Annotated in this window: 26 protein-coding genes; 6 read left to right on the top strand and 20 right to left on the bottom strand. The window is 71.8% G+C overall.

Annotated elements, in window-relative coordinates:
* Positions 1-127: 127 nt before the first annotated feature.
* A complete protein-coding gene (locus ABZT17_RS01795) occupies positions 128-949 on the bottom strand; it encodes a polysaccharide deacetylase family protein (RefSeq protein ID WP_356342384.1) in 822 nt (273 codons plus the stop codon).
* The gene (locus ABZT17_RS01790; RefSeq protein ID WP_356342382.1) at positions 946-1,875 is read right to left on the bottom strand and encodes a polysaccharide deacetylase family protein; all 930 of its coding nucleotides are present in this window, start codon (positions 1,873-1,875) and stop codon (positions 946-948) included. Before ABZT17_RS01790 ends, ABZT17_RS01795 begins: the two co-directional genes overlap by 4 nt.
* Positions 1,876-1,965: 90 nt before the next feature.
* Between ABZT17_RS01790 and ABZT17_RS01785 the strand changes: the two genes are divergently transcribed.
* On the top strand, positions 1,966-3,165 hold the full coding sequence (locus tag ABZT17_RS01785) for a methyltransferase domain-containing protein (RefSeq protein ID WP_356342380.1): 1,200 nt from the start codon (positions 1,966-1,968) through the stop codon (positions 3,163-3,165).
* Positions 3,166-3,185: 20 nt separating this feature from the next.
* Here the strand turns inward: ABZT17_RS01785 and ABZT17_RS01780 are convergent, their stop codons facing one another.
* The 5 genes from ABZT17_RS01780 to ABZT17_RS01760 form a co-directional block, all read right to left on the bottom strand.
* The gene (locus ABZT17_RS01780; RefSeq protein ID WP_356342377.1) at positions 3,186-4,487 is read right to left on the bottom strand and encodes an RNA polymerase sigma factor; all 1,302 of its coding nucleotides are present in this window, start codon (positions 4,485-4,487) and stop codon (positions 3,186-3,188) included.
* Between the two features lie 44 nt (positions 4,488-4,531).
* Positions 4,532-4,888 (bottom strand): YciI family protein, encoded by a 357-nt coding sequence (locus tag ABZT17_RS01775; RefSeq protein WP_356342375.1) that lies wholly within the window; start codon positions 4,886-4,888, stop codon positions 4,532-4,534.
* Positions 4,889-5,032: 144 nt separating this feature from the next.
* The gene (locus tag ABZT17_RS01770; RefSeq protein WP_356342372.1) at positions 5,033-6,088 is read right to left on the bottom strand and encodes an LCP family protein; all 1,056 of its coding nucleotides are present in this window, start codon (positions 6,086-6,088) and stop codon (positions 5,033-5,035) included.
* Positions 6,089-6,168: 80 nt separating this feature from the next.
* Positions 6,169-7,518, bottom strand: coding sequence for an endo-1,4-beta-xylanase (locus ABZT17_RS01765; protein ID WP_356342370.1), 1,350 nt, complete (start codon positions 7,516-7,518; stop codon positions 6,169-6,171).
* 102 nt (positions 7,519-7,620) lie between these two features.
* Positions 7,621-8,682, bottom strand: a complete 1,062-nt coding sequence (locus tag ABZT17_RS01760) for a LacI family DNA-binding transcriptional regulator (protein ID WP_356342368.1) — start codon at positions 8,680-8,682, stop codon at positions 7,621-7,623.
* Between the two features lie 120 nt (positions 8,683-8,802).
* On the opposite strand from ABZT17_RS01760, the gene ABZT17_RS01755 reads away from it, so the two are divergent.
* Positions 8,803-11,103, top strand: coding sequence for a glycoside hydrolase family 3 N-terminal domain-containing protein (locus tag ABZT17_RS01755; protein WP_356342366.1), 2,301 nt, complete (start codon positions 8,803-8,805; stop codon positions 11,101-11,103).
* An 87-nt stretch (positions 11,104-11,190) separates the two neighbouring features.
* The gene (locus tag ABZT17_RS01750; protein ID WP_356342364.1) at positions 11,191-11,718 is read left to right on the top strand and encodes a hypothetical protein; all 528 of its coding nucleotides are present in this window, start codon (positions 11,191-11,193) and stop codon (positions 11,716-11,718) included.
* Positions 11,719-11,725: 7 nt separating this feature from the next.
* On the opposite strand, the gene ABZT17_RS01745 is transcribed toward ABZT17_RS01750, so the two are convergent.
* The 7 genes from ABZT17_RS01745 to tsaB form a co-directional block, all read right to left on the bottom strand.
* Positions 11,726-12,307, bottom strand: coding sequence for a hypothetical protein (locus ABZT17_RS01745; RefSeq protein WP_356342361.1), 582 nt, complete (start codon positions 12,305-12,307; stop codon positions 11,726-11,728).
* Positions 12,308-12,322: 15 nt separating this feature from the next.
* A complete protein-coding gene (locus ABZT17_RS01740; RefSeq protein ID WP_356342359.1) occupies positions 12,323-12,607 on the bottom strand; it encodes a hypothetical protein in 285 nt (94 codons plus the stop codon).
* Between the two features lie 55 nt (positions 12,608-12,662).
* The gene (locus tag ABZT17_RS01735; RefSeq protein WP_356342357.1) at positions 12,663-13,421 is read right to left on the bottom strand and encodes a hypothetical protein; all 759 of its coding nucleotides are present in this window, start codon (positions 13,419-13,421) and stop codon (positions 12,663-12,665) included.
* Between the two features lie 224 nt (positions 13,422-13,645).
* The gene (locus ABZT17_RS01730; RefSeq protein ID WP_356342355.1) at positions 13,646-13,906 is read right to left on the bottom strand and encodes a hypothetical protein; all 261 of its coding nucleotides are present in this window, start codon (positions 13,904-13,906) and stop codon (positions 13,646-13,648) included.
* A complete protein-coding gene (gene tsaD / locus ABZT17_RS01725) occupies positions 13,903-14,988 on the bottom strand; it encodes a tRNA (adenosine(37)-N6)-threonylcarbamoyltransferase complex transferase subunit TsaD (RefSeq protein ID WP_356342353.1) in 1,086 nt (361 codons plus the stop codon). Before tsaD ends, ABZT17_RS01730 begins: the two co-directional genes overlap by 4 nt.
* Complete coding sequence (rimI, locus tag ABZT17_RS01720) at positions 14,981-15,511, bottom strand: ribosomal protein S18-alanine N-acetyltransferase (RefSeq protein ID WP_356342351.1); 531 nt, start codon at positions 15,509-15,511, stop codon at positions 14,981-14,983. Before rimI ends, tsaD begins: the two co-directional genes overlap by 8 nt.
* A complete protein-coding gene (tsaB, locus tag ABZT17_RS01715; RefSeq protein ID WP_356342348.1) occupies positions 15,508-16,164 on the bottom strand; it encodes a tRNA (adenosine(37)-N6)-threonylcarbamoyltransferase complex dimerization subunit type 1 TsaB in 657 nt (218 codons plus the stop codon). Before tsaB ends, rimI begins: the two co-directional genes overlap by 4 nt.
* Before the next feature lie 114 nt (positions 16,165-16,278).
* On the opposite strand from tsaB, the gene ABZT17_RS01710 reads away from it, so the two are divergent.
* Complete coding sequence (locus tag ABZT17_RS01710; RefSeq protein WP_356342345.1) at positions 16,279-16,833, top strand: hypothetical protein; 555 nt, start codon at positions 16,279-16,281, stop codon at positions 16,831-16,833.
* An 8-nt stretch (positions 16,834-16,841) separates the two neighbouring features.
* Here the strand turns inward: ABZT17_RS01710 and ABZT17_RS01705 are convergent, their stop codons facing one another.
* Positions 16,842-17,609: an AAC(3) family N-acetyltransferase gene (locus tag ABZT17_RS01705; RefSeq protein WP_356342343.1), complete on the bottom strand. Its 768-nt coding sequence runs from the start codon at positions 17,607-17,609 to the stop codon at positions 16,842-16,844.
* A 262-nt stretch (positions 17,610-17,871) separates the two neighbouring features.
* Between ABZT17_RS01705 and ABZT17_RS01700 the strand changes: the two genes are divergently transcribed.
* Positions 17,872-18,735, top strand: coding sequence for a DUF4231 domain-containing protein (locus ABZT17_RS01700; RefSeq protein WP_356342654.1), 864 nt, complete (start codon positions 17,872-17,874; stop codon positions 18,733-18,735).
* A gap of 29 nt (positions 18,736-18,764) precedes the next feature.
* On the opposite strand, the gene ABZT17_RS01695 is transcribed toward ABZT17_RS01700, so the two are convergent.
* The 5 genes from ABZT17_RS01695 to ABZT17_RS01675 all read right to left on the bottom strand — a co-directional run bounded on the left by ABZT17_RS01695 (position 18,765) and on the right by ABZT17_RS01675 (position 23,026).
* Positions 18,765-18,917: a hypothetical protein gene (locus tag ABZT17_RS01695; RefSeq protein WP_356342341.1), complete on the bottom strand. Its 153-nt coding sequence runs from the start codon at positions 18,915-18,917 to the stop codon at positions 18,765-18,767.
* Between the two features lie 138 nt (positions 18,918-19,055).
* Entirely contained in the window at positions 19,056-19,568 is a 513-nt protein-coding gene (tsaE, locus tag ABZT17_RS01690) for a tRNA (adenosine(37)-N6)-threonylcarbamoyltransferase complex ATPase subunit type 1 TsaE (protein ID WP_356342339.1), read from the bottom strand.
* Positions 19,534-20,781: an alpha/beta hydrolase gene (locus tag ABZT17_RS01685; RefSeq protein ID WP_356342337.1), complete on the bottom strand. Its 1,248-nt coding sequence runs from the start codon at positions 20,779-20,781 to the stop codon at positions 19,534-19,536. Before ABZT17_RS01685 ends, tsaE begins: the two co-directional genes overlap by 35 nt.
* Before the next feature lie 177 nt (positions 20,782-20,958).
* On the bottom strand, positions 20,959-22,128 hold the full coding sequence (alr, locus tag ABZT17_RS01680) for an alanine racemase (RefSeq protein ID WP_356342335.1): 1,170 nt from the start codon (positions 22,126-22,128) through the stop codon (positions 20,959-20,961).
* A gap of 46 nt (positions 22,129-22,174) precedes the next feature.
* Positions 22,175-23,026 (bottom strand): L,D-transpeptidase, encoded by an 852-nt coding sequence (locus tag ABZT17_RS01675; protein ID WP_356342651.1) that lies wholly within the window; start codon positions 23,024-23,026, stop codon positions 22,175-22,177.
* A 197-nt stretch (positions 23,027-23,223) separates the two neighbouring features.
* On the opposite strand from ABZT17_RS01675, the gene ABZT17_RS01670 reads away from it, so the two are divergent.
* Complete coding sequence (locus ABZT17_RS01670) at positions 23,224-23,601, top strand: VOC family protein (RefSeq protein WP_356342333.1); 378 nt, start codon at positions 23,224-23,226, stop codon at positions 23,599-23,601.
* Positions 23,602-23,721 lie beyond the last annotated feature (120 nt).

The following is a 23,721-nucleotide window of genomic DNA, read 5'->3' as shown; positions in this document are numbered from 1 at the left end:
CCGTCGCGTAGTTGGCACTCTCCAGTGGGGAGTGCCAGAGCCGAGACTATGACTGCGATTAGCACTCGGTCAAGCGGACTGCTAATCCCGGCGGTGCGCGCCGCCGAAGATCCCGTGGCGCGTGCCGCTACAGATAGTCCTCCAGCCGCCCCACCGTCAGCCCCCGCCCCTGCGCCTCCCTCAGCAGCCGCCGCGTCCGGTCGATCAGGGACGGCTGTGTCGACTCGCCCGAGGCCACCGAGACGATGTCGCCGGCTCGCAGCTGTCGCCCGCCCGTGGTGAACGCCGGCTCGCCGGTGTCCATCGACGCGCGCCACAGGACCAGCGCGGAGACCCCGCAGTCGGCCGCGGCGCGCAGGGTGGTGGTGTCGTAGGCGCCGTACGGGGGGCGGAAGAGGCGGGGGCGGATGCCGAAGCGGACGTGGAGTTTCCGCTGCTGGCCGCAGATCTCGGCGCGCTGGCCGGCATACGGCAGGCCGCGCAGGGCGGTGTGGTCGAGGGTGTGGTTCTGGATCGACGCGCCCACCGACCGCAGACGCGCGAAGTGGCCGTAGCCCGGTCCGACCACGCTGTCGGTGAGGAACATGCTGACCGGGAGCCGGAGTTCGCGGACCATGTCGACGAAGCGGCGGTCCCGTTCGGCTCCGTCGTCGTAGGTCAGGAAGACCACCTTGTCGCGGGTGGGGACCCGGGAGACCACCGGGATCGGGCCCGGGTGGAGCGAAGCGCCCCCGAGGCCCGGCACCCGTCTCGGTCTCGGCGCGGGGGCCAGCGGTGCCACCAGGCCCCAGCGGCGGTACGGCGGCCGTGCCGTGCCCCTGGGGTCGTACGGGTGCACCCGCTGGGCCGCCTTCATGCCCAGCCGTTCGATGGGGTCGACGGACTGGGCGCAGCCGGTGAGCAGGACGGCGAGCGCCAGGACACCGGCCGCCAGGCGCCCGCGGTTCACAGGTAGTCCTCCAGGCGGGCCACCGCGTACCCCTCGGCCGTGACCCTGTTCAGGAACCGGCGCATGTCGTCGACCATCGTGCCCTTCCACTCGTCGCGGCCACGGAAGTGGGTGAGCACGATGTCGCCGGGGTGCAGGTCCTGGTCGTCCTCGCGGTACTCCCAGTGGTCGACGAAGACCTCCTCGTCCCAGATCGGCGCGTACTTGATGCCGCAGGATCTGGCGGCCCGGAGCGTGTCCTGGTTGTAGTTGCCGAAGGGCGGCCGGAAGACGGTCGGCCGCTTGCCGAACTGCTTCTCCATCACGTCCTGCATGCCGCAGATCTCGCGCCGCTGCTGCCCGTACGAGAGCCCCGGCAGATAGGGATGGGTGAGGGTGTGGTTGTTGAGGGTGACGCCTTCGGACCGCATCTTGCGGAAGTAGGGGTAGTCGTCCTTGATCAGGAAGTTGCTCAGGAAGGCGGTGTACGGGATCTTCAGCTGGCTCATCATCCGCAGGAACGCCGGGTCCTTCTCGGCGCCGTCGTCGATGGTGAGGAAGACGACCTTCTGCCGGGTGGGCACGGTGGTGAAGACCGGCGGGAGATCCAGCTCCTCCTGGTCGTCGACCTCGAAGCCCTTGCGCGCCTCGATCCGCGGCTTGTGGAGCGGAGGCGCGGGCGCCGTCAGCGGCACCTGCTTCAGACCCCAGCGCCGCGCCGCCGCCGCGCGGGCCATATACGTCGCGTGCAGCTTCGTCGCGTACGAGTGGAGGGCGCGCGCCGGGGCCGCCCTGAGGGGCTGCTGGCCGTGCGCGGGGGGCACCTGGGGGTCCGGGCCCTGGGCGCAGCCGGAGGCCACGGCGGCGACGGCGAGCACGGCGACCCCGCCGCGCACCCGCAGCCTCAACGACACCCCGTTTTTATCGTTTTGTCCTACTGCTCGCATGGTGCCGGATCCTCGCAGACCCCGGCCCCGACCCTGGTCCAACACCTCGGCGACAGGCGCACCGTCGCCCGCCTGGCCCACAATGACCCGGTGAACGACCTCGCCCCCCTCCTCACCCCCGAAGGCCGCGCCCTCCTCGACGAGGTCCGCGGGACGGCCCCCGCCGACGAACTCGCCGTCGCCACCCGGCTGCGCCGCGAGCACCCCGCCGAACTGGTCTCGGCGGCCCTCGGCCAGGCCCGGCTGCGGCAGCGCGCGGAGGCGAAGTTCGGGGCCGAGGACGCCGGGCGGATGTTCTTCACCCCGAACGGGGTCGAGCAGTCGACACGGGCGAGTGTGGCGGCGTACCGGGCCGAGCGTCTGAAGTCGATGGGCGTCACCTCCCTGGCCGACCTGTGCTGCGGGATCGGCGGTGACGCCATCGCGCTCGCCCGGGCGGGCATCCGCGTCCTCGCCGTCGACCGGGACCCGGTGACGGCGGCCGCGGCGCGCGCCAACGCCGGGGCGCTCGGGCTCGGCGACCTCATCGAGGTCCGGGAGGCCGACGTCACGGAGGTGGACACGGCCGGTTACGACGCCGTGTTCGTGGACCCGGCCCGGCGCGGCGGACGCGGTCGCGTCTTCGACCCGGAGGCCTACTCACCGCCCCTGTCCTGGGCCGTCGGGGCCGCCCGCGAGGCGTCCCTCGTCGCCGCCCTCAAGGTCGCCCCCGGCATCCCGCACGAGGCCGTGCCGGACGACGCCGGGGCCGAGTGGATCTCGGACGGCGGGGATGTGAAGGAGGCGGTGCTGTGGTTCGGGACGGCGGCGGGAACGGGACCGGTGCGGACCACCTCGGGTCGGGCCGCTTCCGTGCGGGCCACCCTGCTGCCCGGCCCGCGCACCCTCCTCTCCCGCGGGCTGCCCGACCCCCGGGTCCGTCCCGTCGGGCGGTACCTGTACGAGCCCGACGGTGCCGTCATCCGCGCGCATCTGGTCGCCGAGGCGGCCGAGGAGGTGGACGGCGGGCTGATCGACCCCACCATCGCCTACGTCACCTCCGACGCGCTCCACGACTCCCCGTACGCCACCGCCTATGAGATCAGCGACCAACTCCCCTTCAACATAAAGAAGTTGAAGGCGCTGCTACGAGAGCGGGAGGTCGGGATCCTGACCGTGAAGAAGCGGGGCTCGGCGGTCGAGCCGGAGGAGCTGCGGAAGAAGGTGAAGCCGGTGGGCCGCAACTCGGCGACGGTGTTCCTGACGCGGGTGGCGGGGGCACCGACGATGCTGATCGGACGACCCGTGTAGCCGACCGGACTCCCTTCGCCCTACGACAGCCCGTCCGCCCGCCCCAGCAGCAGCTCACGCTCGCGCTCGTTGCGCGCCAGCCCCGCCGCCCGTACGAACTCCTCCCGCGCCTCCGCCGAACGTCCCAGGCGGGCGAGGAGGTCGCCGCGGACGCTGGGGAGCAAGTGGTAGTCGCGCAGGGCCGGTTCGGAGGCGAGGGCGTCGACGATGGCCAGTCCCTCGGCCGGGCCCTCGGCCATGGAGACGGCGACCGCGCGGTTGAGTTCGACGACCGGGGAGGGCGCTCGGGCGGCGAGCAGGCCGTACAGGGCCGCGATGGTCCGCCAGTCGGTCTCCTCGTAGGTGTACGCGTGGGCGTGGCAGGCGGCGATGGCGGCCTGGAGGGCGTACGGGCCCGGGGCGCCGGTGGCCGTCGCGTCGGCGCGGTGGAGGGCGGTGATGCCTCGGGCGATGAGCATGCGGTTCCAGCGGCGGCGGTTCTGGTCCTTGAGGAGGACGGGTTCGCCGCTCGGGCCGGTGCGGGCGGCGGAGCGGGACGCCTGGAACTCCAGCAGGGAGGTCAGGGCGTGGACTTCCGGTTCCTTCGGCATCAGGGAGGACAGGACGCGGGCCAGGCGGAGGGCGTCCTCGCAGAGCCCGGGGCGCAGCCAGTCGTCGCCGGCGGTGGCGGCGTAACCCTCGTTGAAGATGAGGTAGATGACGTCGAGGACGGAACCGAGGCGGGCCTCGCGCTCGGGGCCGTACGGCACCTCGAAGGCGACGTTCTGGGTGGCCAGGGTCCGTTTGGCGCGGACGATGCGCTGGGCGATCGTCGGCTCGGGGGTGAGGAAGGCCCGGGCGATCTCGGTCGTCGTCAGGCCGCCGAGGAGGCGGAGGGTGAGGGCGATCCGGGCCTCGGGCGACAGCACCGGGTGGCAGGCCGTGAAGACCAGACGGAGGAGGTCGTCGTCGATGTCGTCGGGGTCGGCGGGCTCCTCGGGGGGCGCGGTGGTGTCGAGGGTGCGGCCGATCTCCTGGAGCTTGCGGGCGTAGTTGTCCCGGCGGCGGATCAGGTCGACGGCACGGTGCCGGGCCGTGGCCGTCAGCCAGGCTCCCGGGTTGTCGGGGACGCCGTCCCGGGGCCACTGTTCGAGGGCGGCGACCAGGGCGTCCTGCGCGAGCTCCTCGGCGATGCCGATGTCACGGACGAGGCGGGTGAGGGCGGCGATGATACGGGGGGATTCGAGCCGGTAGACGGTCTCGACGGCGGACTGAAGGTCGGTGTGGCGAGGGTCGGTGGGACGGGGGTCGCTGGGACGGGGGCCGGTGGGCTGCGAGGTCACAGCCCACCATGCAACACCCCCGGCGGCGTCGGGCAAAGGACCTGTCAGCCCTCGGCGATCTCCCGGACCTCACAGGTGACGGTCCAGTGCTCCTCGTGGACCTTGAGGAACTTCTTCGTCCACTCCAGGGCCTCGGCCCTGTCCTTGCACTGCATGATCGCGTAACCGCCGACGACCTCCTTTGCCTCGGTGAAGGGCCCGTCGGTCACCGAGATCTCGCCGCCCTGCCAGTGCACCCGCATGCCCTGCGCGGACGGGGTGAGACCGGCGGTGTCGAGCATGACCCCGGCCTTGGTGACCTCCTCGATCAGCTCACCCATCCGCTGCATCAGCTCAGGGCTGGGACCTTCGGCGGGCACGGTGGACTCGTCGATCTGCACGAGGGAGAGATAGCGGGGCATGAGAGCTCCTCGAATCGGTGCGGAGCCGGGTCCTTCCCGGCCTCTCACCCTGTGCGTCGATCGAGGCCGGCCGACATCGACACGCCCGCGAAATTTCTTCCAAGATTTTTTCGGGCGGCGGGGGGAGGTGGTCGTGGCCGCCCCTCAGCCCAGCGACTTCCACAGTTCGCTCGCCGCCGGTTCCTTCGCCAGTACGCGGTTGGGGTTCGACGGGGCCGGGACCACCGGCATCATCACTGTCTTCACGCTGGTCGAGGAGAGGCCCTTGAGACTTTCTCCGAGGCTCACCAGCTCGCTGAGCGAGTCCAGCCCCGTGTCGGTCGTGAGGCTGCCCGTGACGGCGTCGGCGACGTCGTAGAGCTTGGCGGGGTCGGTGAGCAGGCTGGTCGAGGAGATCTGGTCCAGCAGGGCCTTCACCAGCTGCTGCTGGAGGCCTATGCGGCCCAGGTCGCTGCCGTCGCCTATGCCGTGCCGGGTGCGGGCGAGGGCCAGGGCCTGCTTGCCGTCCAGGTGGTGGGTGCCGGCCGCGAGGTGGAGGTGGCTGTCGTTGTCGTCGATGTCCTGCGTGGTGGTGACCGTGACACCGCCGAGCGCGTTCACCAGCTTCGCGAAGCCCGAGAAGTCGATCTCCAGATAGTGGTCCATGCGGATGCCGGTGATCGACTCGACCGTCTTCACGGCACAGACCGGTCCGCCCACCGAGTACGCGCTGTTGAACATCGAGTCGTACGCCACCGCCGTGGCGCCCCCCGACTTCAGCGGACACGACGGCCGGGTGACCAGGGTGTCGCGCGGGATGCTCACGATCGTCGCCTTCTTACGGCCCGCGTCGATGTGCACGACCATCGCCGTGTCGGACCGCGCCCCCGAACTGCTGCCCCCGCCGAGCGCCTTGTTCTCCTTGCCGCTGCGCGAGTCCGACCCCAGGACCAGGATGTTGAGGGAGCCGGTGGGGAGCGGCTCCGCCGAGCCGGACGCGTTCGCCGACGGGGTCGCCACCGCCTTCGCCGGGCGGTCGTCGCCCAGCGCCTGGTCGATGTCGACGCTCTTGATGTTGTGGTCGAGGTGCCAGTAGACGAAGCCCGCCGCCCCCACGCCCAGCACCAGCAGGCCCGCCATGGTGAGGCCGGCGATCTTCAGTAGGGTCGATCGCCGGCCCCTCGGTCTGCCCGCGCCGCCGTTCTCGTCGTGTCCCGTCACGGGCAGGAACGTAAGTCCGAATTATTAGGGGATTGTTAGTGCCGATGGCCTGAAGCGGTTTTCTTCGGAAATTCTCAGCTTCAGCCCAGCGTGACCGCCGGTACGGGGTTGCTCCCGCTCCACGACCCGTTGAACCCGAAGGTCACCGAACCGCCGTCCGGCACCGAGCCGTTGTAGGAGGCGTTCGCGCAGGTCACCGCCGAACCGCTCTGGGTGCACGTCGCGTTCCAGGCCTGCGTGATCTGCTGTCCCGCGCCGAACGTCCAGCTCGCCTTCCAGGAGGAGAGGGAGGCACCGCCGCACGCGATCGTCACCTGTCCGGTGAACCCGGTGTTCCACTGACTCTGCACGCTGTACGACGCCGAGCACGCGCCCGTGGGAGGCGGCGGCGTGGTCGTCGTACCGCCGAGCGCCTGCGCGGTGGCGCTGTACGCCGGTTTCGGCGCGTAGTTCTCGTCGTACGGCGTCGCCGCCCCGTACCCCGGGAAGGTGCTCGGCACCCAGGAGTCGGAGTCGGTGAAGCCCCAGACGGTGACGCCGGCGCAGCGGGTCACGGCCACACAGGCGGCCACGACCGACTTGTAGTCGGCGGCCTGCTGGGCGAGTTTCGTGCTGTCGGACGGCAGCGCCATCCGCACGTCCAGCTCGGTGATCGCCACGTCCACGCCGAGGTCGGCGAAGCGCTGGATGTTCTGCTGGAGGGTCGACGGGACCTGACCGAGGACCAGGTGGGCCTGGAGGCCGACCCCGTCGAGGGGGACACCCCGGCTCTTCAGGTCCTTCACCAGGTTGTAGAGGGCGGTCGACTTCGCGTTGACGCCCTCGACGTTGTAGTCGTTGATGTACAGCTTCGCCGCCGGGTCGGCAGCGTGCGCCCAGGTCAGGGCGTTGGCGATGTAGTCGGCACCGAGGCTGTCGTACCAGAGCGTCGGGCGGTAGGTGCCGTCCTCGTTGAAGGCCTCGTTGACGACGTCCCAGGCGGCGATCTTCCCCTTGTAGCGGGTGACCTCGGTGGTGATGTGGTTCTGCAGGAGGGTGCCGAGCTGGGCGGGTGTCCAGCTGCCGTTCGTCAGCCAGCCGGGGTTCTGGTTGTGCCAGACCAGGGTGTGGCCGCGCACCTGCTGGTTGTGGGCCTGCGCGAAGGCGACGATCTGGTCGGCCTCGGCCCAGTTGAAGCTGCCCTGGGTCGGCTCGACCGTGCCCCACTTCATGGCGTTGCCGGGGGTGAGGGAGTTGAACTGCGCCCCCGCGACGTCCCCGTAGGTCCCGGTGAGTTTGGACCCGGTGACGGCCGTGCCGATGACCTTGCCCTTGGCGGCGGCGAGGTCGCGCAGCGGGGTGTCGGCGGCATGGGCCGAGGGGGCGGTGAACAGCATCGCCGCACCGGTGACAAGTGCCGCGAGGGATAAGCCGGTTCTCAGAGATCTCATGGCGGGCGCCTCCGAAAGTTTCGGTCGTACAACCGATTGGCTTCGGAGGAGTGTGGAACCGCTCACCCCACCCGTCAATACGTCAACATCCGGCCACCCCCGTCACACGGCCCGTGCCGCCGTGCTCGCCCTGACCACCAGACTGGTCGCCAGCTCCACCCGGGTGGCGACCGGGGGCTGGTCCTCCCGCCCCAGGTCCAGCACCAATTTGGCCGCCGCCTCGGCCATCTCCGTCAACGGCTGCCGTACGGTCGTCAGCGGCGGCCCGACCCAGGGAGCGACCGGCAGATCGTCGAAGCCGACCACGCTCAGGTCCTCCGGGATGCGTAGGCCCAGCTCGCGCGCGGCCTCGTAGAGACCCAGCGCCTGAAGGTCGTTGAGGGCGAAGACGGCGGTCGGCCGGTCCGGGCGGCGCAGCAGCTCCAGTCCCTGGCGGTAGCCGGCCTCGTGGTGGAAGTCGCCGGTGACGATGAGGGCCGGGTCGACCGGGAGGCCCGCGGTCTCGAGCGCCGCCCGGTAGCCGTCGACGCGGGCGCGGCTGCACATCATGCGGGTGGGTCCGGTGATGGCGCCGATACGGGTGTGGCCGAGTTCGACCAGGTGCCGGGTGGCGGCCAGCCCGCCCTGCCAGTTGGTGGCGCCGATCGAGGGCACGTCGACGCCCGGGTCGCCCGCCGGGTCCATGACCACGAACGGGATGGAGCGGCTGGTCAGGAGCGCCCGCTGGGACTCGTCGAGGCCGGACAGGACGAGGATCACACCGTGCGGGCGACGGGCGGCGACCTGGTCGGCCCAGGTCCGCCCGGGTGTCAGCCGCCCGGCGCTCTCGCTGAGCACCACGCTCAGCCCGGCGTCCCGCGCCACGTTCTCCACGCCCCGGATGACCTCCATCGCCCACGCGCTCTCCAGCTCGTGGAAGACCAGGTCGATCAGGGGCGAACGGCTGGCCTCGGCGCGCCGGCGCCGGTATCCGTGCGCGCGCAGCAGCTCCTCCACACGGCTGCGCGTCGCCGGCGCCACGTCCGCGCGGCCGTTCAGGACCTTCGAAACTGTCGGCGCGGACACGCCGGCCTCACGGGCGATCTCGGCGAGGGTCGCGGTCTGCGCCGACCGGCCTGCCGCCGGGGCTGTCGTCCGGGTTTCCAGGGGCTCCGGGGGTGTCATGGCGGCGATCGTATCCCTGCGCGACCTCTTGACGAACCCTCGCGACAGCCCTAGGTTCCCAAAACATTCGGATTACATATCGAAACATTCGCGAGAGGTCGTCGACCCGACAGGAGTTTCATGACCACCGCGCCCTGGCGTGACCCCGCCCTGCCCGCCGACGCCCGCGTCGACGACCTGCTCTCCCGGATGACCCTCGAGGAGAAGACCGCACAGCTCTACGGCGTCTGGGTGGGCGCCGACACGGACGGCGACGGGGTCGCGCCGCTGCAACGTGAGATGAGCTCCGACTACGACTGGGACGAGCTGATCACCCACGGCCTGGGCCAGCTCACCCGCCCCTTCGGCACCGCCCCGGTGGACCCGGCGCTGGGTGCGCGGGCACTGGCCCGCGCCCAGCGCCGTATCGCCGCGGCGGGCCGGTTCGGCATCCCCGCCCTGGCGCACGAGGAGTGCCTGGCCGGGTTCACCACCTGGCGGGCCACCGCCTATCCGGTGCCGCTCGCCTGGGGCGCGAGCTTCGATCCCGGGCTGGTCGAGGAGATGGCGGCCGCCATCGGCCGCGATCTGCGCTCGGTCGGGGTGCACCAGGGTCTCGCCCCGGTCCTGGACGTCGTACGCGATCCGCGCTGGGGGCGGGTCGAGGAGACGATCGGCGAGGACCCGTATCTCGTCGGCACGGTCGCCACCGCGTATGTGCGGGGTCTGGAGTCGGCCGGGATCGTCTCCACCCTCAAGCACTTCGCCGGGTACGCGTCCTCGGCGGGCGCCCGCAACCTGGCGCCGGTGCGCGCCGGTGTCCGTGAGTTCGCGGACATCACCCTGCCGCCCTTCGAGATGGCGCTGCGGGAGGCCGGGGCGCGCTCGGTGATGGCCGCGTACACGGACACGGACGGCGTCCCGGCCTCGGCGGACCCGGGTCTGCTGACCGAACTTCTGCGTGAGCGGTGGGGGTTCACCGGCACGGTGGTCGCCGACTACTTCGGGGTCGGGTTCCTGCAGAGCCAGCACCGGGTGGCCGGCACCGAGGCGGAGGCGGCCCACGCGGCGCTGGCGGCGGGCCTGGACGTGGAGCTGCCCACCCTCAAGTGCTACGGCACACCGCTGATCGAGGCCGTACGGGCGGGTGAGATCCCCGAGTCCCTGATCGAGCGGGCGGCCCGCCGGGTCCTGCTCCAGAAGTGCGGGCTGGGGCTGCTGGACGAGGACTGGTCCCCGGAGCCGACGGAGCGGATCGACCTCGACTCGGCGTCGAACCGCGCGATCGCCCGCCGGCTGGCCGAGGAGTCGGTGGTCCTCCTGGACAACCCGGACGGTCTCCTGCCCCTGGCCCCCGACACCCGTGTCGCGGTCGTCGGGCCCCGCGCCGCCGACGCCCTCGCGATGCTCGGCTGCTACTCCTTCCCGTCCCATGTCCTCACGCATCACCCCGGGGTCCCGATGGGCATCGAGATCCCGACGGTTCTGGAGGCCCTGCGCGGCGAACTCCCCGACGCCAAGGTGACGTTCGCGGAGGGCTGCGGGGTCGACGACCCGGACCGGACCGGCTTCGAGGAGGCGGTGGCGCGGGCGTCGGAGGCGGATGTGTGCGTGGCGGTGCTGGGCGACCGGGCGGGTCTGTTCGGGCGCGGCACCTCGGGCGAGGGCTGCGATGTCACCGACCTCCGACTGCCCGGTGTCCAGTCCGACCTGCTGGACACCCTCGTGTCGACCGGCGTCCCGGTCGTGCTGGTCCTCCTCACCGGCCGCCCCTACGCGCTGGGCCGCTGGCACGGCCGTCTGGGCGCCGTCGTCCAGGCCTTCTTCCCCGGGGAGGAGGGCGGCCCCGCGGTGGCCGGCGTGCTGTCGGGCCGGGTGAACCCGTCCGGCCGCCTGCCGGTGAGCGTCCCGCGCGTGCCCGGCGGCCAGCCGTGGACCTACCTCCAGCCCCCGCTCGGCCTCGCGGGCGAGGTGAGCAACCTCGACCCGACCCCGCTGTACCCCTTCGGCCACGGCCACTCCTACACGACCTTCGCCTGGGAGTCGGACGCCACGCAGGCCGAGATCCCCACCGACGGCTCCTACGACATCGCTGTCACCGTCCGCAACACCGGCGACCGCGCCGGCGCGGAGGTCGTCCAGCTGTACCTCCACGACCCGGTGGCCTCGGTGACCCGACCGGACGTACGGCTGATCGGCTACCAGCGGCTGCATCTGGACCCGGGAGACGCCGCCCGGATCACCTTCCAATTCCACACCGACCTCTCCGCCTTCACCGACCGCTCCGGAACACGGGTGGTCGAACCGGGCGCGCTGGAACTGCGCCTGGCGGCATCGAGCACGGCCGTACACCACACGGCCCGCCTGACCCTGACAGGCCCGACCCGCGCCCTGGGCCCCGACCACCACCTCCACTGCGAGACCAGGGTCGACCGGCTCTAGGGGGAGGGACGCGCGAGAGCGCCGCCCCAGGCCTTCACGGAGCGCTCACACATGCGGACGGTCGAATACAAGGGTGCTGGAACTACCGTGAAGAGCACTGACCGGCGCTTCGGATGTGGGGGAACGATGGTCCGGTATGTGCATCAGGAGTGGTGGGCCGCGGTGCTGATACTCGTCGGCGTCATCGGCGGCTGGGTGGGCGCGGGCCTGGGGTCGCCGGTGCGGGAGGGGGCCGTCGCCGTGCTGATCACCGGTGCGCTCGGCTTCCTCGTCCTGTCGACGGTGCTCAGGGCGTCCCGGCTCAAGTGGGTCGGCCGGCTCGGGGAGTTCGAGGCCGCGACCGCTCTCCCGGAGAGCGACCGGCACGGTCACCGTGCCGCCTTCACCCCCCGCATGCTCGGCCTGTTGCTGCTGCCCGCCCTGTGTGTGTTCGTCATCAGGGACGCCGCGATCGTCGTGGTGCTCCTGGCCGTGGGGCTGGACTGGCTCGGCAGGGCCGTGGCGGGCACCTGCTGGGAGCGGGGCGGCGGCCGGCGCCTGTGGCTGGCGCCCGACCCCGAGGAGCCGCGGAGGCTCTCCTACTCACCCGCCCGGCCGGCGCCCGGTGCCCGGTGACGGGCCCTCACCAGAAGAGGATCCGGAACCGTCCGCCGCGGAAGATGTAACGGGCGTAGAAGCCGCTCGCCGTGGCCACCAGCGCGCTCAGCAGGAAGCCGCCGACGTCCCCCTTGGCCAGCCCCGACACCGCGGCGACGACGGCGACCGCTCCGATCAGGCACCAGAAGCCCCCGAACACCGCACGGGAGACGGTCTCCCGCACCCCCAGCGCGGGAGCGGGCGGCCGGGCGGGCATCGGCGACCCGTACGCCGGCGGCGCGGCCGGGACGGGTCCCGCCGACGGGCGGGGCGGCGCGAACGGCATGGGCGGCACGCCCGTCGGCGCGGGTGGCGCGCCCGTGGGCACGGGCGGCGCGCCGGTCCACGTGGGCGGCGCGCCCGTCGGCATGGGCGGAGCCGGTGCGGTCGCGGGCTGGTAGCCCAGTGTCCGGAACAGGTCGGGCTGTGGCCGGGGCGACGTCCGGTGTCCGCAGCCACGGCAACGACGGCCCAGCTCCAGCTTGTTGAACTGCCGGCAGTCCTCGCGCGGACACGTCGGCTGTCCGGGCCGGGCGTCGGTGGGCCCGTAGGCGATCTCCTCGGTCATGGCGGTCCCCCTCCCCTACTCGCCGTCGTCCCGGCCGCCCCCGGCCTCGGACGCCGTCAGGCCGAAGGCGGCGGCCAGCAGATAGAGCACGGCCCCCGCCGGGACGATGAAGATGACGACCGGGAAGTAGTACGTCCCCGAGGTCTGCTGGGCGACATGGACGCCGTAGACCAGCAGGAACACGCCGCCGATCACCGACCAGGCCCTGTCCTTCACCGTCACGTTGGGCAACAGGAACCCGCACACGAGAAGCACGGCCCCCGAGATCACGGAGAAGACTTCGTAGACACCCCAATGCATGACTGATCCCCCTTGATGCATATGCATGACTGATCCCCCTGCGCCAGGACTCTCGTCAGAACTGGCCCTTGTACTGCTCGATCACCGCGCCCAGCGATTCGGACGGGCGGTAACTGCACTCGTAGCGGATGGCGGGCAGCGCGAGCGGGCTGCCGAAGCCGCCGAGCCCCCTGGACGTCGCGATGTCGACGAGCGCCTGCGACTCGGTCCCCTGGTCGGCGTTGAGGAACTCCTTGCAGGTCGAGGAGGCCGAGAGGCCGTCGTCGCTGCCGCCGCCGATGACGGCCGGGATGCCCTTGAACACGAGGAGCAGCAGCGCCAGGACGGCGAGGGCGATCAGCACATACCGTCCGAGCGGGTTGTCGTTGTGGACGTCCCCCTCGTAGGTGTCGCCGTCCCGGTGCTGGGTGACCTCACTCTCGTAGAGCGAACCGCCCCCGCTGACCACCCGGTTGTGGTCGCCGTAGGTGTCCCGCCGGTCGCCGATCTGTGCGTCGCCGTCCCGTCCGATGCTGATCGACTTCACGCTCACCCCGGCCGGCCGCTCAGCCTTCGCCCCGCGCACCGCTTCCGCGAGCGCGAGCCGGAAGTCGCCGTCGTCCTCCGCCTCCTGTCTCAACAGGTACTCGACGAGCGAGCTGTTGCGCGGGTCGCGGGTGAAGCTCTCCCACTCCCGCTCGCTCCCCCTGCTCCGCAGCCGGTCCGCGACCAGATCCGCCAGGAGTCGCGTGGCCACCCCCTGCGCCATCTCCCCCGCGCTCGCCGCCGCCGACGTCATCGAGTGCGTCAGAATCCGGACAGCCTCGACCGCCATCTCTCCCACCTGCATAGGCCCCCCAGCCCTCTCCCCCGGATGGTGTGCGCCGGCGAACGAAGTCGACCAGAAGGCGCATACCGAGAATGAGGAATGTATCCGTCCGAACAGGGGGCGGTCAGCAGAAGCTTTCCAGCTTTACACAAGTGAGATATGTAACAGAATAGATGGGCATACGTCATATGCTCATGCATATCGGACACATGTGCGTCGAACGGACGAACTCAGTCCTCCGCCGCAACCGACTCGAACCGCCACCGGTGCACCGCGCGGCTCACCAACTCACCGGTCGGCTCGGGAAGTTCGGGCAGCTCGGCGTCGTAGGACGCGTCCCACCACGTGATGACCAGGACCCGGTCCTGCGAGGCGCGGAAGGTCTCTCGGCGCAGGGGGCGCGACGGCAGCTTCTGCGCCCGCGCCCAGGCGAGCAGTTCGGCACCCCGGCCCTCGGCCGCCCGCGCCTCCCACATCAACGCGACGGTCATGCGTAGAGGTTGCCCGCGGCGACCTCGTGGACATGGCCGTGTCCGGGCACATGCGGATCGGTGACCGGCAGTGAGGAGTCCGCGGACAGGTCCCAGCCGGAGGCCGCCCGGCCCCGCGCCACCATCTCCGCGCCGAGGGCCGCCACCATCGCGCCGTTGTCCGTGCACAACTTGGGCCGCGGCACCCGGAGTGTGATCCCCGCCTTCTCGCACCGCTCCCGCGCGAGGGCCCGCAGCCGCGAGTTGGCGGCCACACCGCCGCCGATCATCAGGTGGTCGACGCCCTCGTCCTTGCAGGCCCGTACGGCCTTGCGGGTCAGCACGTCCACGACCGCCTCCTGGAAGGAGGCCGACACGTCCCGCACCGGCACCTCCTCCCCCGCCGCCCGCCTGGCCTCGATCCAGCGGGCCACGGCCGTCTTCAGACCGGAGAAGGAGAAGTCGTACGCCGGATCGCGCGGCCCGGTCAGGCCCCGCGGGAAGGCGATGGCCGAGGGGTCGCCCTCCTTCGCGTAGCGGTCGATGACCGGACCGCCGGGGAAGCCGAGGTTCAGCACCCGGGCGATCTTGTCGAAGGCCTCGCCGGCCGCGTCGTCGATGGTCGAGCCGAGGGGCCGTACGTCCGAGGTGATGTCCGTGGACAGCAGGAGGGAGCTGTGTCCGCCGGAGACCAGCAGCGCCATCGTCGGCTCGGGCAGGGCCCCGTGCTCCAGCTGGTCCACGCAGATGTGCGAGGCGAGGTGGTTGACGCCGTACAGCGGCTTGCCCAGCGCGTAGGCGTAGGCCTTCGCCGCCGAGACACCGACGAGCAGGGCGCCCGCGAGGCCGGGACCCGCGGTGACCGCGATGCCGTCGAGGTCGCGGGCGCTCACCCCCGCCTCCTTCAGCGCGCGGTCGATCGTCGGGACCATCGCCTCCAGGTGGGCGCGGCTCGCCACCTCCGGCACCACCCCGCCGAAACGGGCGTGCTCGTCGACGCTGGACGCGATGGCGTCCGCCAGCAGGGTGGTCCCGCGGACGATGCCGACGCCGGTCTCGTCGCAGGAGGTCTCGATACCGAGGACGAGGGGTTCGTCAGCCATGGATTCCGGTTCCTTGTACGGATGTGGATGGATCGGTCAGTCGCATCACCAGGGCGTCCACGTTGCCCGGCTGGTAGTAGCCGCGTCTGAAGCCGATGCCCTCGAAGCCGAAGCGCTCGTAGAGCTTCTGGGCGCGGATGTTGTCGATCCGGCACTCCAGCATCACTTCGGCGCACTCGAAGTCGGTGGCCGCCCGCAGGAGCTCGGTCAGGAGCAGACCGCCGAGGCCGGTGCCCCAGTGGTCGCGGGCGACGGCGATGGTCTGGATGTCGGCGACCGCGGCGAAGCCGGTGTCGGACGTGGTGCCGGAGACGGCGAGGCCCGCGTATCCCACGAGCCGGTCGCCGTCCTCGGCGACGACGTACCGTCGCGTCGCCTCGGCCCCGCGGGCATGCGCCAGCTCGGACCAGAACATGCCCCGGGACCAGGTGTCCTCGGGGAAGAGGTCCTTCTCCAGCTCCAGCACGGGATCGATGTCCCACCAGCGCATCTCGCGCAGTCGAGCAGTCACGGCGTCGGTCACTTGGGGGTGACCACCTTGTAGTTCTTGGGGACCTGGGCGTCCGGCCGGCGCAGATACAGCGGCCGGGGCGCGGGGAGCTCCTCGCCGGCGGCCAGCCGCTCGGCGGCCAGGGAGGCGAGCGCCGCCGCGGACACGTGCTCGGGCTCGTGCGCGTCCGGGAAGGTGTCGGGGTACAGCAGCGCGCCGGCCCCGACGGCCGGGACCCCCCTGACCTGCTCGGCGATATCGGCGGGCCGGTCCACGGCCGGCTCGGTCAGCCGGGTGCGGGAGTCCGCGTACCGCGCCCAGTAGACCTCCTTGCGCCGGGCGTCGGTCGCCACGACGAAGGGGCCGGTTTTGATGTCGGCCGCGTACGCCAGCCCGTCCAGCGTGCACACACCGTGCACGGGCACACCCAGGGCGAGCCCGAAGGTGTCGGCGGTCATCAGCCCGACCCGCAGCCCGGTGTAGGGGCCGGGTCCGATGCCTACGACGATCCCGGTGACGGCGTCCAGCCTGAGCCCCGCCCCGGCGAGGACGCGGTCCACGGCCGGCAGCAGCAGCTCTCCGTGCCGGCGCGCGTCCACCTGACTCGACGAGGCGACGACTTCACGTCCGTCGTGCAGGGCGACGGTGACGGCGGGGGTGGCGGTATCCAGAGCGAGCAAGAGCACGCAAACAGCGTACGGCGATTTGGGGCGCGGCACTGCCGCATGGGTGGGGGGCCTGTCGGCTGCTACGGTCGCCGGGGAGTCCGGTGTACGAGGTGATGGGGCAGGTGGGCGACGGTGGCAGGCGGCAGCTCGGGGTTCGTGTTCGGGCTCACCACGGCGGCCCTCGTGACGGTCGGCGTCCTCGCCTACCAGGCCTCGGCGACGGTCCCGGTCGGCCTGAGCGAGCCGCGGACGAGCATCTCCCCGGCGGCCGCCGCCCCGGAGGCGCCCCGCGACACGACGAACCCCACCGCCCTGCCCGCGGTCTCCGGTTCGGGTGAACGGGTCGTGTACTCGGTGGACGCCGACCGGGTGTGGCTGGTTGACGCGCGCGACAGGGTCACCCGTACGTTCACGGTCACACCGGGCAGCCTCGACCCGGTCCCCGGCACCTACCCCGTCACCTCCCGCGCCAACTCGGTCACCGGCACCGACGGCACCCCGATCGAGCACGTCGTCCGCTTCACGGCCGTGGACGGCGTGGCCATCGGCTTCAGCGCGGCGGTCGGCAAGCCCGGGACGACGGCCGACACCGACGTCCGCACCGGCGGCATCCGCGAGTCCCGCGAGGACGGGGACGCGCTGTGGGAGTTCGCCACGATCGGGGTGAAGGTGGTCGTGGTCCCCTGAGCGGGTGATCACGGCTGCCGGTCACGGCCCGCGCGCCGGTCGATCAGCCAGGTGCGGGCGTACGCCACCGCCGGGGCCAGGGCGAGGAGTCGGCAGTCGGCCCGGCCCACCCGCCCCCGGGTGACCGGCCGCTCCGCCAGCGCCTCGTAGGACTCGCCCAGCTCCGCGAAGTGCGAGGCGTCGAAGTCCACGTCCCGGTAGCGGTGCCAGCGCCGCCCTCCCGGACCGTCGGCCACCGCGCAACCGTACTCCCGTGTGCCCTGCCCCGGCACCCGGTACTCCGCCAGGTGGAACGCCGTGCAGACGGAGTAGCCCACCCCCAGCAGCAGGATCCGCGCCTGCAGTTCCTCCAGCCGGGCGAGCGGGGAGTCCTCGCCCAGGTGGCAGTCCAGGGCGTGCCCGGAGGTGATCCACGCGGCGGCCGGTCCGAGCGCGGCGAACGAACTCTGCGGATGGCCGCTGCGCAGCGCCCCGGCACGGGTGCGGACCTCCTCGGGCAGGACCCCGACACCGAAGCTCGGGGTCCGCTCGGGGTCGAAGGCCGGCAGGGTCGCCCGCAGCCGGGGCCACTCCGTGGCGGGGACGGCGTATCCGCGGGTGAGGGGCCACCGGGACGGGTCTGAGTTGTCGGGTGTCTGTGTGTAGACGACGAGGGTGCCGTCCGCCCCCACCGCGTCCGCCAGGGAGTCGACGACCGCCCGGACTCCGCCGCGCACCGCCCCGACGGCCTTGAGGGACGCGTGCACCAGCAGGATGTCCCCGGGGAGGATTCCCAACGCCCGCCATCGGGCGAGGAGTTGTCGGCGGCCGAGGGAACCGGACGGACCGACAGGGCCGACGGCCGCCGCAGACGTCTCACACCCGCCCCCGGCGTTCACATCAAGCCCTCCTGCGCTACGCGGTGTTGGCACCCGTGCCACTCCAAGTCACCATGAGTCTTCCCCCCTTCATGGCGAGGTGACGCCCATGACGGCGACGACTCCTGGACACAACATTCCGGGGCCAAGCGCGAAGATAGGCCACGAGGACCTGCCGCCCTTGTTCCGCTCCAACGACCAGTGGGCGCTCAACCGTCAGAGCGAGTCCTTCCGTGCCACCAAGGCCCAGCTGGCGCTGCTGCTCGTGGCGACCGGCTGCGCCACCCTGGCCGACCGCTTCAACAGCCATGTGCTCACGGCGCTGTCCGCCCTGCTGTACGGACTCACCGTGGTCACCGGCGTCGTCATCCAGCGGCGCCGGGCGAGGGCCCACTGGCAGGCGCACCGCGACGCGGCCGAGATCGTCAAGTCGCTGGCCTGGCAGTACATGGTGCACGGCGGGCCGTTCCCCACCGGAGTCCCCGATCCCGAGGGGCTGTTCCACCAGCAGCTGGAGGAACATCTGCGCCCTTTACGCAGGATCGGCTGGCGGGAGCCCTCCGAGGGCCGGCAGACCGGCGATCCGCGCTATCCCGAGATCACCCGTGCCATGCGGACGGTACGCGTCCAGCCCTTCGCGACCAGAAGGGACATCTATCTGCGCGACCGGGTCCTCGACCAGCTCGGCTGGTACAGCGGGCGGGCGGTCCAGGCCCATCGGGCGGCCGCCACCTGGTCCATGCTGACCGTGCTGCTCACCCTGCTCGCGCTGAGCGCCGCCCTGGCCAGGAGTACCGGTATCGCAGCCAACTGGGATCTCAGCGGCCTGCTGGCGGCCGCCGCGGCCACCGGTGTCGCCTGGATGGAGACCCGGCGGCACCACCCGCTGTCGTACGCGCACGAGCTGGTCCGTGAGGCGCTGGAGACCCAACGGATCGTGCTGGCCACCAGCGCGCCCGAGGGGCAGTGGTCCCAGACCGTGGCCGACACCGAGCAGCTGATGTCGCCGCAGCACACCGACTGGCTCGCGCGCTTCGGCGGCTGAATCGGGCGGCCGGTCGCGCGGTCGCCGGGTCAGGCGGCTTCGGGCCGCTCGGCGAGCCCGGGATCGGGCAGCCGCGGTGGCGTGGAGATCTCCGCGGCGGCGGCGCAGGACGCCAGCAACTCGCGCATGGGCACAGCGGACACCACGCGGGGCCGCTGCTCGTCTCGTTCCGTGGCCGACATGGACGCCTCCTGATGAGCGGGGGCGGGCGTAGTTAGGTAGACCTAACTACGGACTGGGTACCATGTGACCACGTACAAGACCGCACATGCAATATCTTGCCGACGTCTTGTCGGAACGTTCACGGAAACGGCCAGCGGTCAGACCGACAACACCGTGAGGTCCACGGCCGCCCAGCGCTCCCCGAGCCCCGTCACCGTCACATGCCGTACCTCGTCCGCGGTGTCGCCGACCGCCCGGTGGATGACCACATGCAAACGGTCCTCGGTCAGCTCCTCGACCTTGCCCTCGCCCCACTCCACGACGACCACGGACTCGGGCAGCGAGACATCGAGGTCCAGGTCCTCCATCTCGTCCAGCCCGCCGCCCAGGCGGTACGCGTCGACGTGGACGAGCGGCGGGCCGTCGCCCAGGGACGGGTGCACACGGGCGATCACGAAGGTGGGCGAGGTGACCGCGCCCCGAACGCCCAGCCCCTCGCCGAGGCCACGGGTGAGGGTGGTCTTGCCGGCGCCGAGCTCGCCGTTCAGCATGACGAGGTCACCGGCGCGCAGCAGCTTGGCCAGACGACGGCCCAGGTCCTGCATCTGCTCGGGAGCGGTGACCGTCAGCCGGGTCTCAACCGGGTTGTGCGGTGCTGCTGGTGCTTCCATAGCCCCCCACGGTAGCCCCTGCCGGCACCGCGCCCGCGCGGGTGAGGAGGTCGGCGAGCCGGTCGGTGACCACTTCCGGGTGTTCCAGCATCACCAGGTGCCCGGCGTCCGGAACCAGCACCAGCTCGGCGTCCGGCAGCAGGTCGGCGATGGCCTCGCTGTGCTCACTGGGCGTCACGAGGTCCCCGATACCGGCCAGCACGAGCACCGGCATGTCCGTGAACAGGGCGAGCGCCTCGGTCTTGTCGTGGTCGTTGAACGCCGGATAGAACTCGGCGACCACGTCGATCGGCGTGCCCTCGATCATCCGCTCGGCGAAGCGCGCGATCGCCGGGTCGACGTCCCGCGAGGCGAACGAGTACCGCTTGATGATCCCGGCGAACAGATCGGCGGTCGCCCGCCGCCCCTTCTCCACCAGCGCGGCCTGCTGCCCCAGCGCCTTCAACACGCCCGGCAGCACCCGCCGTACGGCGTTCACCCCGGCGACGGGCAACCCGAAGTTGACCTCTCCCAGCTTCCCGGACGAGGTACCGACGAAGGCGGTGGCGACGACCCGGTCGCGGATCAGCTCCGGGTACTGGTCGGCGAGCGCCATCACGGTCATCCCGCCCATCGAGTGCCCGACGAGCACGATCGGCCCGGTCGGCACCGCCGCGTCGATGACCGCCTTCAGGTCCCGCCCGAGCTGCTCGATGTCGACGGGCACCCCGTCGTGCACCTGCCGCGCCCCGCGCCCGGACCGACCGTGACTGCGCTGGTCCCAGTGCACGGTCCGTACGACGCCACGCAGCGCCGCCCGCTGGAAGTGCCAGGAGTCCTGGTTCAGGCAGTAGCCGTGGCTGAAGACGACGGTGACCGGCGCCGGCGCCTTCCGGCCGAACAGCCGGCGCCGGCGCGGGCCGAGCGCGGGCACGGCCACCGGGTCGACGTCGTCCACCTCGTAGTACAGCTCGGTCCCGTCGTCGGCGTAGGCCTTGCCGGGTGTACCGCGCAGCGAGCCGTACGGCCCGGTCGAGTCGAGCGCGAGCCGCGCCTTCTTGCGCATACCGCGCCCGACCGTGAGGCGCTCGATGGCGACCCCGGCCGCGGCACCCGCCGCCACCACGCCTATCGCGGCGCCGGCGATACCGGTCGCCCGGCGCCAGTTCCCGGCCGCGGCCGCCCCCGTGGCGGAGGCGACGGCTGCGACGGCCTCCGCACTGCTCTCGCTCACGTACCGCTCCTGTTCACTGGTTCACTGGTTCACTGGGTCGGGTGATGCAGACGTTGCCTGTGTTACCTGTGTTACTTGTGTTGCCTTTTTGCCTGTGTGACACGTATTGCCGGTGTTGCGCGTGTTGCCTCTGTGGCCTGCGCTGTGCCGCTGACGGTGCCGTCGGCCCCTGTGCGGTTACCCGCTTTGTTCCTCATTCACATAGACGCGGGGAACGCGGGTTCCGATGCGGGTGACAATCTCGTACGCGATCGTCCCGGCGGCCTGAGCCCAGTCCTCGGCGGTCGGCTCGCCGCGGTCTCCGGGCCCGAACAGCACCGCCTCCGCGCCGACGGGTGGCTCGTCGCCCCCCAGATCGACCACGAACTGGTCCATCGCGATCCGCCCTGCCACCGTCCGCCACTTGCCCCCGACCAGCACCGGACCGCTTCCGGAGGCGTGTCGCGGAACCCCGTCCGCGTAGCCGACGGGCACCAGTCCGAGGGTCGTCTCGCCGGGGGTGATGTAACGATGCCCGTAACTGACGCCATGACCCCCCGGAACATGCTTCACCAGCGCGATGTTCGCCGCGAGCGTCATCACGGGACGCAGTCCGAAGTCGGCCGGGGCGCCGACCTCGGGGCTGGGCGAGATGCCGTAGAGCGCGATCCCGGTGCGCACGAGGTCGAAGTGGCTGTCCGGGCGGGTGAGCGTGGCCGGGGAGTTGGCGATGTGCCGGACCTCCGGGCGGACGCCCCGCTGTTCGGCGTGGGCGACCATCTCGCGGAAGAGGACGAGCTGGGCGTCGATGGAGGGATGGCCCGGCTCGTCGGCGCAGGCGAAGTGGGACCAGAGACCGGTGACCCGCACGAGCCCCTCGGCCTCGGCGCGCAGGGCGCCCTCGACCAGCCGGGCCCAGTCGTCGCCGGGCTGGCAGCCGTTGCGCCCCAGTCCCGTGTCGGCCTTGAGCTGCACGCGGGCGGGGGCACCGAGCCGCCGGGCGGCCCGGGTGACCTCCTCCAGGGCCCACATCCCGCTGAGCGACACGTCGATGTCGGCCCGGATGGCCTCGTCCCAGGGCCCGCCCGGCGTCCACAGCCAGCACATGATCCGGCCCGGCAGGCCCGCCTCGCGCAGCGCGAGGGCCTCCTCGGGGGTGGCCGTCCCCAGCCAGTCGGCCCCCGCCCGTACGGCCGCCCGGGCGCACCGCACCGCCCCGTGGCCGTACGCGTCGGACTTCACGACGGCCATGAGTTGCGCCCCCGGTGCGAGGGCGCGCAGAGCCCGCACATTGGCCCGCAGGGCTCCCAGATCGATCTCGGCGCGGGCCCGCAGGGGTGCGGTCGGGGCAGATGCTGTCTCAGTCATGGCGCCCCCAGTGTCTCAGAGGGGGGCGACAGCGCCGGGAGCCCGTCTAGCTACCGGGTCTGCGTCCCCACACGTACACCCGGTCGCCCTTCTTCAGCACGCCCCACAGCTTCCGGGCGTCCGCGAGCCGCAGGTTGACGCAGCCCCAGGAGCCGACGGTGGTGTAGATGCTGCCGTAGACCGCGTGGAAGGCCTCGCCGCCGTCGAAGAACTGGGCGTAGGGCATGGGCGAGTTGTAGAGCGTCGACCAGTGGTTCTTGTGCCGCCAGTAGATCGTGTGCCACCCGGGACGGGTCCGGTGACCCGCCCGCCCACTGCGCATCGGCACCGGTCCGAAGACGACCTTCTTGCCCTTCTGCACCCAGGTGAGCTGACGGCTGAGATCGACACAGGCGACCCGGTAGCTGCGCACGGGGCACTTCTTGGCGGCGTTGGGATTCTTCCTGGCCCCGATGAGCTGCATGGTGGCCCAGGTGACGGGACCGGCGAAGCCGATCGCGGGCTTGATCTTGTACTTGATCTGGAACGCGCGGATGGCCCGGCAGTCGGCGGCCGACTGCCGGCCGTCCACCTTCAGCTTCAGCCACCGCTCGACGGCCCGCTGATAGGGCCCGGTCTGCTTGCTGCACGCGACCTTCGCGACGGCGTCGCCGAGGGGGACGTACTCGACGAGGTCGTACGTCCCCGGCACCGCGTCCCGCGGCTCCACGGCGTCCTCCGCCGCGGTGGGCGTGTACACCCTGGGCGGGAGGACCTGGTCCGGCGTGTCGATCTGCCAGGGCTGGGCGGGTCCGGGGGCCACACCGGGGACGAGCTCGGCCTCGGGGCCGGGGGCGGGCACGGGGGGTGCCGGGGCCGCGGCGCTGAGCGGAAGGACCGTCGCGGCGGCGAGCACCACGGCGACGGCTCTGTGGCCGACCTTGCGGCCCACCTTGTGGGCGGCCTCGCGGGCGGCCTTATGGGTCACCTTGCGGGCGATTCGTCTACTGATCATGCGATCAGAAAAACGCGGCATCGCAGAGGATCGGCGATGCCGCGCGGCCGGGTCACCCTTATTGCGGAGCGGGCCTAGCCTGGTGTCAGGAGGTGGAGGACATGTTGGCAGACACACCGCTGAACGCCGTGATTCCCGCCGCTGACCTCGACAGGGCCAAGCGCTTCTACGGCGACACGCTCGGCCTCAAGCTGATCGACGACCGGGAGGGCGTCGCCCTCTTCGAGTCCGGCGGCACCCGTTTCCTCGTCTACGCGACACCGAACGGCGGGTCGGCCGCGCACACCCTGGCCGGCTGGACGGTCGCCGACCTCGACACGGAGATGACGGAGCTGCGCGGCCACGGCGTCACGTTCGAGGAGTACGACCAGCCCGGCCTGAAGACGGTGAACGGGGTGGCGGAGGGCGCGGGCATGCGGGGCGCCTGGTTCAAGGACAGCGAGGGAAACATCCTCAGCGTGGTGGAGGAAACCCGGTAGCCCCCGGTCCTCCCCGAACTCCCCCAGGCCTTCGCCCCGGACCTTCGCCCCGGGCCTTTGCCCCGGGCCCCCGGAGCCTCCCCAGGCCCCAGCTGCTCCCCCAGGTCCCCGGGCCTGCCC

Source organism: Streptomyces sp. NPDC005648, assembly GCF_040605395.1.
Taxonomy (GTDB): domain Bacteria; phylum Actinomycetota; class Actinomycetes; order Streptomycetales; family Streptomycetaceae; genus Streptomyces.
This window is presented reverse-complemented; position numbering and strand designations above follow the sequence as displayed.